This is a genomic window from Gordonia sp. LMA484, from assembly GCF_058129505.1.
Genome location: NZ_CM176700.1, coordinates 2,898,849 through 2,911,693, shown reverse-complemented (window position 1 = coordinate 2,911,693; position 12,845 = coordinate 2,898,849). Strand labels below are relative to the sequence as shown.

The following is a 12,845-nucleotide window of genomic DNA, read 5'->3' as shown; positions in this document are numbered from 1 at the left end:
GCGCCACTCAGGGCGTTGACGACACGACCTCGGTGAGTTCGCCGCGAGAGCGGATCCCGAGCTTCCGGTAGACCTTGCGCAGGTGATATTCCACCGTCTTCGGGCTCACGAAAAGCGCGGCGGCCGCCTCCCGGGTGGTGCGTCCGTCCGAAAGTAGCAGCGCGACCTGCAACTCTTGCGGGGTGAGTGCGGCAACGCCGCCGAGTGCGCGCGGCGCGACCCGTTCGCCGGTGAGGTCGAGTTCGGTGGCCGCGCGATCGGCCCACGGCCCGGCGCCGAGCTCGGTGAAGACCGCCAAGGCCTGACGAAGGTGGTCGCGGGCATCGACACGTCGGGCAGCCCGGCGCAATCGCTCGCCGAAGGCGAGTTCGGTGCGGGCGGTTTCGAACAGATCCGGGGTGCCCTGATGGAGAGCCAAGGCCTCGTGGAACGCACGGTCGAAATTCTCGGCAAGGAGCCCACACGCGCGGCGCGCACGCGCCCTCGACCATGGCTGGCCCTTCTCGTCGGCGACGCTGAGGAACTCCCTTGCCATGACGGCCGCCTCGTCGGTTCGGCCCAGCCGGATCAGCGTCTCGACCAGATCGGGACGCGGCGACAGGTCGGGGTCGCCGACCGCATGCTCGGCGAGCATCTCATCCACCGCCAGCTGTCGCCGCATCGTCTCTTCGGCATCGCCCTCGGACATGGCGAGGTCACCGAGGGCGAGCAGAGCCCAGACCTGCGCGGTGCGGATGTCACGGGTACGGCCGAGGGCCAGTGCCTCGTCCGCATGAATCCGGCAGTCGTCGGCCTGGCCCGTACGTGCCTGAAGCCACGCCAGGCCCGCCAAGCTCATCGCCAGCTCGGTGGTCTGCCCGGTGTCCCGCGACAATCGGATCGACTCGGAGTAGTCCGCCGCCGCCCTGTGCCAGGAGTCGGACGTCGCAGCGTCGCGGGCCACCTGGAACAACAGACTCGGCAGCAGTCCCACACCGGCGGTGTCCCGGGCCTGGTCTATCCGCTTTCGCAGGCCGGGTCCGGTGTCGGCGTCGCGGAGAAACAGCGACGCGAACAGCAGCCACGACAGGCTGTCCTCGTCGGCTGCCAACTCTGGGCTCTGGGTCAACAGCGACATGGCGCCGCGCAACTCGGTGACGCCGCCGACACCCGCCAATACCTTCGCCATACCCGCCGCGACCGATCCAACAGCCCGGCCGCGGGTGGTGGTGGCCGCCGCGACCGCTTCCCCCAGAGGCACGACGAGTCGGCGCGCAATCGAGCCGTCGGCCAAAAAGACACTCGCGTGCACTGCCTCGGCCAGCAATCGGGTCCGCACGTCCGCCGATTCGCCTGCCATCGCCGCCTGCTCCAGCAGGGTGATCCCCGTGCGCAGCGAACCGCTGCGCGCCGCGATCACCGCCCGCAGCTCAAGTGAGGGCAGCGACACCGCATGTCCGGCTTCGATGTCAAGGGCGTCGGTTTCGTCGAGCAGCGCGAGCGCGCGGGAGCCGAGGCCTGCCGACCACGCCGCGGCAGCCGCGGCCTGCAGCCGTTCGGCGACGTCTGTGGCCGCTGGGCTGAGCCGCGCGGCCCGCTCGTAGGCGGCCGAGGCCACCGCCCACGCGGATCGCCCCGCGGCCCGGTCGCCCGCCTTGTGCAACAGGTCGGCGGCGTCGCTGTCCGGTGCCCACAGCGCCTCCGCGAACTGCCACGCCCGACGGTCGATGTCGTCCTCGGGCAGCGCGGCGGCCACCGCGGCATGCACGGATCGGCGCTGCTGCACCGGGGCGTCGCGGTAGACGGCCGAGCGTAGGAGCGGGTGTCGGAAGGTGACCTCGCCGCCGGTCACCTGGGCCAGTCCCGCATCGGCAGCCCAGGCAAGCTGTGCCAGGTCAAGGTCGAGCGCGGCGCAGACGTCCCCGGTGAGCCGCAGGTCACCGTTACAGACCACCGCGACCAGCAACACCGAGCGCGCGGTCTCGTCGAGCGGACGCAGCCGACGGATGAAGGCCTCGACGAGCGCGGTCGAGAGCGGTGCCGGCACACCCGACGGCCGAGGCGGCAGCGCATCAGGGTACTCGGCGAGCTCGGTGACGGCGAGCGGGTTGCCGCCGGTGAGCTCGTGCAACCTCATCACCCACTCCTCGTTGACCGGCGCCGACAGCAGCTGGTCGAGGAGTGTGCGGACCTCGTCGCGGTCGAGTCCGGCGAGGTGAAGCCGGTCCATGCCCGCGACGACGTCGTCGACCTCGCCCTCCCGTCCGGCGACAATGACCGCGATAGGGTCTGCGCTCAGCCGACGCGCCGCGAACAGGAGCGCGTCGCCCGAGGGTGCGTCGATCAGCTGCATGTCGTCGAGGAGTACCGCGACGGGGCCGTCCTCGGCATAGCGGCAGAGCAGGCTGAGCGTTGCCGCGCCGATGGCGAAGCGGTCACCGGCCTCGCCCACTTCCAGCGCGAGTGCCGAGGAGAGCGCTCGGGCCTGCGGTACAGCGATCGTGTCCAGAAGATCGAGCGCGGGACGCAGCACGGCGAGCAGGGCCGCGAAGGGGACCTCACGTTCGGGCTCCGTGCCGGTGGCCCGCAACACGCGGAACCCGTCGAGCCGACTCTGCGTCCAGCGCAGTAACTCGGTCTTCCCGACGCCCGGTTCGCCGGTCAGCGCGAGCACACCGCTGGTGCCGATCCGGGCGCCCGACACGACCCGGTCGATCACCTGTCGCTCGTGTGCACGCCCGATGACCACCACCCACCGAGTCTAGGTCTGCAGCGCCAGACCAGGGGGGTCACCGGACGCGGCCGGGGGACCTGTCTTCCTACGGTCGTGGGGAGTCGACACAGAGGAGAGATGACATGACCACGACCCAGGATTCGACCGACGCAATCGCCGAGATCGACACCGACAAACTCATGCAATTCGTGTTCCGGGCGGTGGATGAGGTGGGAGCCACCTTGAACACCGCACTGGTGATGGTGGGCGACAAACTCGGCTACTACCGTGACCTCGCCGCCCACAGTCCGAGTACCCCCTCGGGACTCGCCGAACGGACTGGCACCGGCGAACCCTATGCGCGCGAATGGCTCAACGCCCAAGCCGCCGGCGGCTTCGTCACCTACGACCCGGGCAACGGGACCTACTCCCTGCCGCGTGAACACGCCGTCGCCCTCACCGACGAGGACAGCCCGGCATTCCTGCCCGGCCTCTTCCAGATCGCGCTCGGCACCGTGCACGACACCTCCGACGTGATCGCGGCCGCCCGCGGGGGCGCCGGAGTCGGCTGGCACGAACACGACACCGACGTCCACCTCGGATGTGAGCGCTTCTTCCGCCCCAGCTACAACGCATACCTGGTCGATGCATGGCTACCCGCTCTGGACGGGGTCGTCGACCGGCTCACCTCGGGAACGACGGTCGCCGACGTGGGATGTGGCCACGGTGCGTCCACGATTGTGATGGCGCAGGCATTCCCGGCGTCGACATTCGTCGGCTACGACTATCACCCCGAGTCGATTGCGGTTGCCCGGGAACGTGCAGAGCGGGCGGGGGTCAGCGACCGGGTCCGCTTCGAGGTCGCCGCCGCCGACGAATTCACCGGCCAGGACTACGGCCTGGTGACGATGTTCGACTGCCTGCACGACATGGGTGACCCGGTCGGCGCGGCCGCGCATGTACGAACAGCCCTGGCCGCCGACGGCACCTGGATGGTCGTCGAACCGATCGCGGGAGATCACGTCGAGGACAACCTGAACCCGGTCGGCCGCACCTATTACGGCTTCTCGACGCTGCTCTGTACTCCGGCATCGCTGTCCCAGGACGTCGGACTCGCACTCGGTACCCAGGCCGGACCCGCCAGAATCCGGGCGGTCACCACGGCTGGGGGCTTCACCCGTTTCGACCAAGTGGCGCAGACACCGTTCCACCAGGTGTTGGAGGTCAGACCCTGAGCCGGGGCGCGTGACTGTCAGGCCGCCCGGGTGGACACTGAGAAACGCCGATAAACGGCAAAACGCCCAGTAGCGGCCAGGGCGGAACGCCGCAGAAGGAGACGAGACGATGTCGACATCGCCACCCCGTTCGGCCCAGGCGTCTGGACAGCCATGCGGGGTGGCACGGCACCGTCCGCGTCCCGCCGACCGGTCGGGTTCGGTGCAACGCGACGGTGTTCGGCTCGCCTACGACGTCTACGAGGCCGACCGCCCGACGGTGCTGCTCATGCCCACATGGTCGATCATCGATTCGAGGGTGTGGAAGCTTCAGGTCCCCTACCTTGCGCGGCACTATCGTGTCGTCACCTTCGACGGCCGGGGTTCGGGAAGGTCGGGACGGCCGGTGGGGGCGGCGGCCTACACAGACACCGAATTCGCGGCTGATGCGGTCGCGGTGATGGATGCCACCGACACCGAGCGGGCTCTGCTGGTGGGCTTCTCGTGTGGCGTCGCCTGGTCGGTGCATGTTGCTGCGGGCAATCCCGACCGCGTCACCGGCATCGTCGCGGTCGCGGCATCGTGTGGCCTGTCCGTACCGAGTCCCGAACGCGACGCCTTCGCCTACGACAGACCGCCGGACAGTATCCAAGGCTGGGCGAAGTACAACGAATTCTACTGGCGCGAAGGCGGATTGGATGACTTCATCCGGTTCTTCGCCGAGCGCATGTATCACGAGCCCCACTCGACCAAACAGCGCGAGGATTTCGTCGGCTGGGCTGCTGACATCTCCGCCGACACCCTCGCCGACACCACGGCCGGGCGCCTGGGGCTGCACGGCGCCGACGCGACCCCGCTCGCCCCGCTGTGTGAGCAGGTCACCTGTCCGGTGCTGGTTGTGCACGGCAGCGAAGACCGGGTTCGTCCCGCCGAGATAGCGCGACGACTGGCGGAATTGACCGGTGGATCGCTGGTCCTGCTCGACGGCGTCGGGCACGGCGTGCCGACCCGTGAACCGGTCCGGATGAATCACCTGATCCGCGAGTTCGCCGACCGGATTCATCCACCGCCACGCCCGGCGACCACGACCTGGACGCGGTCGCGAAGCCGACCGCGCCGGGCACTGTATCTGTCGTCGCCGATCGGTCTGGGCCACGCTCGGCGCGATCTCGCCATCGCCACCGAACTGCGGGCGCGCCGGCCGGACCTGCAGATCGACTGGCTGGCCCAGGACCCGGTGACGCGGGTACTCGCGGCGGCGGGGGAAACGGTGCACCCGGCCTCGCGCAGGCTGGCCAGCGAGTCGCGGCACATCGAGGACGAATGCGCCGACCACGACCTCAACGCGTTCGCGGCCATCAGGCGGATGGACGAGACCCTGGTGCACAACTTCATGATCTTCGACGAGGTTGCCGCAGAGACGTCCTATGACCTGGTGATCGGGGACGAGGCGTGGGACGTCGACTACTTCATGCATGAGAATCCCGAACTGAAGCGGTTCCCGTTTGCCTGGTTGACCGACTTCGTCGGGTGGCTGCCGATGCCCTCGGGTGGGGCCGACGAGGAGGCGCTGACCGCCGATTACAACGCCGAGATGATCGAGCAGCGTGCGCGGTATCGGCGGCTGCGCGACCGGTCGATCTTCGTGGGCAACCCCGACGACGTGGTCGACATGAGCTTCGGCGACGGATTGCCGGGCATCCGGGAGTGGACGGCCGAGAACTTCGAATTCTCCGGCTACGTGTCGGGTTTCACGCCCGCTACCGAGGCGGAGTCGGCGCAGGTCCGTGCGTCGCTGGGACTGCGCGAGGGTGAACTGCTGTGCGTCGTCACCGTCGGTGGTTCCGGAGTCGGCACCGCGCTCCTGCAACGGGTGGTCGCGGCCATACCGCGCGCCCGTCAACTGCTTCCCGCACTGCACTTTCTCGTGGTGTGCGGTCCTCGGATCGACCCCGAAGCGCTCACCTGCCGATGCGACGATCGCACCGAGGGCATGAGCATCCGGGGTTTCGTCCCGGATCTGCACCGATACCTCTCGGTGTGTGATCTCGCCGTCGTCCAGGGCGGGCTGACCACCTGCATGGAGTTGACCCTGAGTGGGCGGCCGTTCATCTATGTGCCGTTGCGCAATCACTTCGAGCAGAACTTCCACGTTCGACACCGTCTGGAGCGCTACGGCGCAGGTCGGTGTTTGGAGTACGAGGACGCCTGCGACCCCGAGCGCCTCGTCGAGACAATCGTCGAGACGGTGCATGAGCAGGTGTGTTACCGACCCGTGGAGACCGATGGGGCGGCCCGTGCCGCCGACCTGCTCGCCGGTCTGCTCTGAGTGCCGGGACCTGCGGGCAGGTCGGCGTGGAATGGTCGGCGAAGAATGGTCGGTGTGGAATGGTCGGCGATGACTTGTGGCGCGCAGACCGGTCTGTCTGACCATGGACACCAAGAATCTGGCCGACCTTTACCACCTGCCGACGCTCGAGTGGGCGCCGATCGCAGCCTCATTGGACGCCGGTGTGACCCAAGCACCCGGCACGGGCGGACCCGACCGGCACACGTGGTGGTTGGCGACCATCGACGCCGACGGCGGGCCGCACGTCACCGGCGTCGGGGCACTGTGGCACGACGGTGCGCTGTGGTTCGAGACCGGTGAGCACACCCGAAAGGGACGAAACGTGGCGCGCGACCCGCGCTGCACGATGTCGCTGGCACTGCGTGACTACGACCTGGTCGTCGAGGGTGAGGCGCATCGCGTCACCGATCCGGCCGTCGTGTCCGAGATGGCCGCCCGCTGGGCGGCCGGTGGGTGGCCGTGTCGCGTCGATGAGAGTGGCACCGCCCTGACCGCTGAGTTCAGCGCTCCGTCGGCCGGTAGCCCGCCATGGTCTGTCTACCGCGTGACGCCGCTGCGCGCCACCGCGCTGCAGACGGTCGAACCCGGCGGTGCCACCCTGTTCGACTTCGATTGACGCCGCGTCTGCGCAGGAGCGCTCAGTCGGTCAGCACGACGATCTGGTCGGACCCGGTGATCTCGACACGTTGACCCGCATCCGAGAGGACGGCGGCCAGCGTGTCGATGTCGCGGATCTGCCGTCGGCTGCGCACCAGCTCACGGGCCATCAGCCCCTTGTAGTGCTTGTTGAAGTGGCTGACCACCTTGCGACTGCCGTCGGCGGCCTCGGTCACGACGGTGGCCGTGACCGACCCGTGTACGGGACCGAGCTGCTGATAGATGCCCGATCGCAGGTCGACGACGAAATCGTCGACCTCGTCGAGACTGTTCGACAGCTCGGGTTTCCACAGTGACGCCAACGTCGGCATCCCGGGAAGCGTCGACCCACCGGACAGCCGGTATGCCGGGATCATGTCGCCGGCGCCGACGACCCCGAACAGCGCCGAACCGATGGCGAGTCGCTCGGCGGCTTTCGACTTGCCTGCCCGGGTGAGCGACCGGTGATCAAGGGCGTCGTAGAGCACGCCCGTGTACCGCTCGATCGCCGGCCGCGTGGGCGAGAGCCAGAGATCGGCGTTGCGATCGACCTCGGAGAGCTGAGTGCGGCCCAATCCGAGCGCCTCGCGGCTGGCGTCGAGATCGCCGGCGAGGTCCACGATGGCCTCGCCGATGCGCTTGCGGATCGGGTTCAGCGCGGGGAATGACAGCGTGTCCAGATCCAGTGGGGCACCGCGCCCACCGTCGGACTTGGTCTCGGAGGGAGGCAGGATGACGAGCACCGCAACACGATAACTAAACTCACCAGCGTGATCACACGCATGTCGACCCTGTTCCTGCGCACGCTCCGCGACGATCCCGCCGACGCGGAGGTGCCCAGCCACAAACTGCTGGTCCGCGCCGGTTACGTGCGCCGGGCCGCGCCGGGCGTGTACAGCTGGCTGCCGTTGGGTTTGCGCGTGCTCAAGAAGGTGGAGGACGTCGTCCGCGAGGAGATGAACGCGATCGGTGCGCAGGAGATCCTGCTGCCGGCCCTCCTGCCGCGCGACCCCTACGAGACCACCGGCCGGTGGACCGAATACGGCGACGCGTTGTTCCGGCTCAAGGACCGCAAGGGTGCCGACATGTTGCTCGGGCCGACCCACGAGGAACTCTTCGCCCAGCTGGTGAAGGGTGAGTATTCGTCCTACAAGGATCTGCCGGTCATCCTGTATCAGATCCAGACGAAGTACCGGGACGAGGAACGGCCCAGGGCCGGAATCCTGCGTGGCCGCGAGTTCGTGATGAAGGACGCGTATTCGTTCGACCTCGACGACGACGGTCTCAAGGCTTCCTATGACGCCCATCGCGAGGCATACCAGGAGATCTTCCGCCGCCTCGACATCCGCTATGTCATCGTCGCCGCCACCTCCGGGGCGATGGGAGGCAGTGCCTCCGAGGAGTTCCTCGCCGAGAGCGAGGTCGGCGAGGACACCTTCGTGCGGTGCCTGGAATCGGGCTATGCGGCCAACGTCGAGGCCGTCATCACGCCTGCGCCCGAACCGATCCCGTTCGACGGCCTCCCCGACGCGAAGGCCTACGACACGCCCGACACCCCTACCATCGACACCCTCGTGCAGTGGGCCAACACCACGCTCGAGGGCACCTACAGCGGCTCGGACACCTTGAAGAACGTCATGGTCAAGATCCGGCAGCCCGGCGGGGAATGGGAGGTCACCGGTGTCGGTGTGCCCGGTGACCGAGAGGTCGACATGAAGCGGCTCGAGGCCGCCGTGGAACCTGGCGAGGTGGAGATCCTCTCCGAGGAGGACTTCGCGGCGAACCCGTTCCTGGTGAAGGGCTATATCGGGCCGAAGGCGTTGGCGGCCAACGGGGTCCGTTTTTTGGTCGACCCGCGTGTGGTGGACGGGACGTCGTGGATCACCGGCGCCGACGAGCCGGGCAGACACTACGTGAACCTGGTGGCCGGGCGGGACTTCACGCCGGACGGCACCATCGAGGCGGCCGAGGTTCGCGACGGCGATCCGTCGCCGGACGGCAAGGGTTCGCTGGTGTCCGCCAAGGGCATCGAGATCGGCCACATCTTCCAGCTCGGACAGAAGTACACCGACGCGTTCGAGGTTGACGTGCTCGGCGAGAGCGGAAAGCCGGTGCGCCTGACCATGGGCTCCTACGGCGTCGGTGTCTCGCGTCTCGTCGCCGTCATCGCCGAGCAATCCCACGATGAGAAGGGCCTGCGCTGGCCGCGGGCGGTGGCTCCGTTCGCGGTACATCTGGTCATCGCCAACAAGGACGAGGCCGCGATCGTGGGGGCAAACCAGCTCGCCGAAGACCTTGACGCGCAAGGATTGTCGGTCCTGCTCGACGACCGAAAGGCTTCGCCGGGCGTCAAGTTCAAGGACGCCGAGCTGCTCGGGATGCCGGTCGTCGTGGTGGTCGGGCGCGGCTATGCCAACGGGACCATCGAGATCCGGGATCGATTCACGGGGGAGGCGACCGAGGTGCCCGTCGCGGAGGCCGTGGCCGAGGTCATCCGGGCTGCGCGCGCCTGATCTCGGGGCCCGGCTGGCCACCTGCTGGATGCTGTCGGGGCGAAACCGGGTTCTGTCGACGGATTTTCGGGTTCTGTCGGCGATCGGTTGGGTTCGGTCGCCGCGAAACCGGATTCTGTCGGCGGATTTCCGGGTGCTGTCGCCGCGATGACCGGGGTCAGCCCGGTCGACCGGGAAAGGCGACCGTCACCGGTGACTCACGGAGCGCGACTCGCCAGGTGGCGGCCCGCACCGTGCAGTCGGAGAGCCCGTCCAGGGCGAGTCGTCGGGTCGCGGTGTCGTCTGCTTGTTCGATCAGGGATCGGTAGGCGACGGTGCAGTCGACCTCGGCGGCGAGGAGTGCGCGCACCGCGGTGACCGAGTCCTTCACCTCGACGGGCAGTGTGTAGCCGGACGCGGCCTCCGGCACCGTCGCGTCGGCCGCGGTCAGAGCCGCCACCAACGCATCTCGGCGGACACGGTGGGCGGCAACGTATTCCGCGACGGTGCCGCGGCGCGCCGCGGATACGAATGCGGTTGCCACACCGTAGGTGAAAATCGCCGCGTTCTCCGTGTCGACGGCGGTGGCGAGGGCGTCGGTCGTCGCGGTCATGCGAGCTGTACCTCCACCATGCTGACCACCGAGGCGCTGATCGAGCCGGCGAGTCCGGCCGGATAGCCGCTCTGCTTGCCGGTCGCATCGGCCGCCGCCCGGGCGGACTGGCGCAGCTGCTCGCGCAGACCGGCGACGGTGGACACGGTGGGTTCCGTTGTGGGAGTCGATGTGCCGGTCCCGGACGGCGTCGACGATCCGCTCGGTGAGCTCGACGACGTACCGGCGGGGCCACTGATCCGGCCCGCGGTCTCCTCGTCGAGACGGGTGATCTCTTCGCGCAAGGCGCGTGCGTGTTCGCCCCGCTGCCCGGCCACGACACCGAGCGCGTTCGCATACTCGGGCATGCGGGGCGCCAACGCCCGGGCGGCGGCCTGATCGGCGAGAGCCGCATCAGCGAGCGGGACAAGGGCGGCCGCGGTTATCTGCTCGGGCGACGGCCCGCGATCACACGAGGCGACGGCGGAGATCGCGACGGTCCCCACGGTCGCGACAAGGCCGCCGCGTAGCACCGCACGGCGCGTCAGGGCTGAGGTCACGCGACACATGATGCCAGTTCCACCCCGCTGTCCCGGAACGGCGGGAGTCGGCCCGGCGCGCCGCCCACGCCGGATCCGCACACCTTCGCCATCGACTAGGATCAACGACTGCGCGCAGCCGCCGACGACCATGGTGACAGTCACCCACAGCATGGCGTCGGGACAACTGAAGACGAGGAGTGCCCGTGCCGATCACTGCCGAGCAGGTCAACCGAATCGTCGAGCCCGTGGTCTCCACTGAGGGTTTCGACCTCGAGGACGTCGTCGTCAGTTCCGCCGACTCGGGCGTGGAGGTCAGTGTCGTCGTCGACCGGGACGGCGGCGGCGACCTCGACGTCCTCACCGAGCTCAGCCGCAAGATCTCCGATGTCCTCGACGACGACCCGACGACGGCCGACGCGGCCTACACCCTGGAGGTCACCTCACCCGGAGTGGACCGGCCCCTGACGATGCCGCGCCATTGGCGTCGTGCCCTCGGCCGCAAGGTCGACGTGGAGGTCGCGGCCGGCGAGACCGGGCCGGCCCGGCGCCTCACCGGGCGGATCGGACCGATCGAGGGGGACGCCGTCACGCTCGTCGTCAACGAAAAAGGGCGACTGCGAACCGAGGAGATCGAGCTCGGCTCGGTGTCGCGAGCGGTGGTCGCGGTCGATTTCGGCCGGCCCAGCGCGACCGAGCTGCAGATGTGTGGGCTCGACGCCGACGAGATCGCCCGTCGCCGGTCGGTCGGCTGATCTCAACACGCTTCGGTATCGCATTCCCAAACACCCGTGATCTGCGGACAATCGAATCAGACAAATGAATAGGAGCCGACAAATGAATAGGAGCTCAGGGACATGAACATCGACATCAACGCGTTGCGGATGATCGAGGCCGACAAGGGGATCTCCATCGAGACGGTGATCACCGCGATCGAGACCGCCCTGCTCACCGCGTACCGCCACACCGACGGGTTCGCTCCGCACGCCCGGATCGACGTCAACCGCAAGAGCGGCGCGGTTCGGGTGATGGCCCAGGAACTCGACGACAACGGCGACGTGGTGCATGAATGGGACGACACCCCGGAGGGCTTCGGCCGGATCGCGGCGACCACGGCCCGCCAGGTCATCCTGCAGCGACTTCGCGACGCCGAGAACGAGAAGAACTTCGGCGACTTCGTCACCCACGAGGGCGAGATCGTCGGTGGGGTCGTGCAGCAGGATGCGCGGGCGAACGCGCGCGGGATGATCGTCGTGCAGATAGGCAGCGACGCCAACAGTGCCGAAGGGGTCATCCCGCCCGCCGAGCAGGTGCCGGGGGAGACCTACATCCACGGCGACCGCATCAAGTGCTACGTGGTGGGAGTATCGCGTGGTCCGCGCGGACCACAGATCACGCTGTCGCGTACTCACCCCAACCTCGTGCGCAAGCTGTTCTCTCTCGAGGTTCCCGAGATCGAGGACGGATCGGTCGAGGTGGTGGCGGTCGCCCGCGAGGCAGGTCACCGATCCAAGATCGCCGTGCACACCGGCGTGAGCGGCCTCAACGCCAAAGGGGCGTGCATCGGCCCGATGGGGCAGCGGGTGCGCAACGTGATGAGCGAACTCGCGGGCGAGAAGATCGACATCATCGACTACGACACCGATCCCGCGGTCTTTGTCGGGAATGCGCTGTCGCCGGCGAAGGTTGTGTCTGTCGAGGTCGTCGACCTCGCCGCGAAGGCCGCACGCGTGGTGGTGCCGGACTATCAACTGTCGCTCGCCATCGGCAAGGAGGGCCAGAATGCCCGACTCGCCGCCCGGTTGACCGGCTGGCGCATCGACATCCGGTCGGACGCCGATCCGGCTCCGTCGGCGTCGCACGGTCGTCGTCCCGACCCGTCGCACGCGGACTGAGCAGCCGGTTGTCCGATAACGCGGTCGGCGCGCTAGACTGATCGATGGTTCAGCGAATGCTGTCGACAACACCGGAAGATCGGAACCCGCATTGCGGCTCAGGCCCCCAGCGACCTGTGCGAATGTGCATCGGATGTCGGCAACGTGCCGAGGCCACGGACCTGGTCCGGGTCGTCGTCCCACAGGGCGACGGTCCGCCGGTGATCGCGGTCGACGCAGCGAGGACCATGCCGGGACGAGGAGCTTGGTTGCACCCGCGGCGGGACTGTGTGTCCGCCGCGGTACGACGAAGAGCTTTTGCCTCGGCGCTTCGGGTGCCCGGTCTGACCGTGGACCCCGACGACCTCGCCGAAGCAATCGGTGGGATCACCGAAGTAGATGGCCTTAACGGCCGGAACAGGTAGCAGAAGACATGAGCACACCGTGAAGTACCCA

At 68.3% G+C, this 12,845-nt stretch carries 11 protein-coding genes; 7 read left to right on the top strand and 4 right to left on the bottom strand.

Annotated features, from left to right (window positions below; all coding sequences use genetic code 11):
* Nucleotides 1–7 precede the first annotated feature (7 nt).
* Nucleotides 8–2,731 carry a helix-turn-helix transcriptional regulator gene (locus AC4AMJ_RS12800; protein WP_489918213.1) on the bottom strand — a complete coding sequence of 908 codons (2,724 nt, stop codon included), beginning with the start codon at nucleotides 2,729–2,731 and terminating at the stop codon, nucleotides 8–10.
* Between the two features lie 104 nt (nucleotides 2,732–2,835).
* Between AC4AMJ_RS12800 and AC4AMJ_RS12795 the strand changes: the two genes are divergently transcribed.
* From AC4AMJ_RS12795 to AC4AMJ_RS12785, 3 genes are all read left to right on the top strand, one after another.
* Nucleotides 2,836–3,927, top strand: coding sequence for a class I SAM-dependent methyltransferase (locus AC4AMJ_RS12795; protein WP_489894651.1), 1,092 nt, complete (start codon nucleotides 2,836–2,838; stop codon nucleotides 3,925–3,927).
* A gap of 109 nt (nucleotides 3,928–4,036) precedes the next feature.
* Entirely contained in the window at nucleotides 4,037–6,235 is a 2,199-nt protein-coding gene (locus AC4AMJ_RS12790; protein ID WP_489894652.1) for an alpha/beta hydrolase, read from the top strand.
* 103 nt (nucleotides 6,236–6,338) lie between these two features.
* Entirely contained in the window at nucleotides 6,339–6,872 is a 534-nt protein-coding gene (locus AC4AMJ_RS12785; protein ID WP_489918212.1) for a pyridoxamine 5'-phosphate oxidase family protein, read from the top strand.
* Nucleotides 6,873–6,894: 22 nt separating this feature from the next.
* Here the strand turns inward: AC4AMJ_RS12785 and yaaA are convergent, their stop codons facing one another.
* Entirely contained in the window at nucleotides 6,895–7,635 is a 741-nt protein-coding gene (gene yaaA, locus AC4AMJ_RS12780) for a peroxide stress protein YaaA (protein WP_489918211.1), read from the bottom strand.
* A 39-nt stretch (nucleotides 7,636–7,674) separates the two neighbouring features.
* On the opposite strand from yaaA, the gene AC4AMJ_RS12775 reads away from it, so the two are divergent.
* The gene (locus AC4AMJ_RS12775; protein WP_489918423.1) at nucleotides 7,675–9,405 is read left to right on the top strand and encodes a proline--tRNA ligase; all 1,731 of its coding nucleotides are present in this window, start codon (nucleotides 7,675–7,677) and stop codon (nucleotides 9,403–9,405) included.
* Between the two features lie 157 nt (nucleotides 9,406–9,562).
* Here the strand turns inward: AC4AMJ_RS12775 and AC4AMJ_RS12770 are convergent, their stop codons facing one another.
* The gene (locus AC4AMJ_RS12770) at nucleotides 9,563–9,997 is read right to left on the bottom strand and encodes a ferritin-like domain-containing protein (protein ID WP_489918210.1); all 435 of its coding nucleotides are present in this window, start codon (nucleotides 9,995–9,997) and stop codon (nucleotides 9,563–9,565) included.
* The gene (locus tag AC4AMJ_RS12765) at nucleotides 9,994–10,545 is read right to left on the bottom strand and encodes a hypothetical protein (protein ID WP_489918209.1); all 552 of its coding nucleotides are present in this window, start codon (nucleotides 10,543–10,545) and stop codon (nucleotides 9,994–9,996) included. Before AC4AMJ_RS12765 ends, AC4AMJ_RS12770 begins: the two co-directional genes overlap by 4 nt.
* Nucleotides 10,546–10,721: 176 nt before the next feature.
* Here AC4AMJ_RS12765 and rimP point away from each other — a divergent pair, with 176 nt between their 5' ends.
* From rimP to AC4AMJ_RS12750, 3 genes are all read left to right on the top strand, one after another.
* Nucleotides 10,722–11,270 (top strand): ribosome maturation factor RimP, encoded by a 549-nt coding sequence (rimP, locus tag AC4AMJ_RS12760; RefSeq protein WP_489894662.1) that lies wholly within the window; start codon nucleotides 10,722–10,724, stop codon nucleotides 11,268–11,270.
* A gap of 102 nt (nucleotides 11,271–11,372) precedes the next feature.
* Nucleotides 11,373–12,410: a transcription termination factor NusA gene (gene nusA, locus AC4AMJ_RS12755; RefSeq protein ID WP_489894664.1), complete on the top strand. Its 1,038-nt coding sequence runs from the start codon at nucleotides 11,373–11,375 to the stop codon at nucleotides 12,408–12,410.
* 44 nt (nucleotides 12,411–12,454) lie between these two features.
* Nucleotides 12,455–12,814: a YlxR family protein gene (locus tag AC4AMJ_RS12750; protein WP_489918208.1), complete on the top strand. Its 360-nt coding sequence runs from the start codon at nucleotides 12,455–12,457 to the stop codon at nucleotides 12,812–12,814.
* Nucleotides 12,815–12,845: the final 31 nt, after the last annotated feature.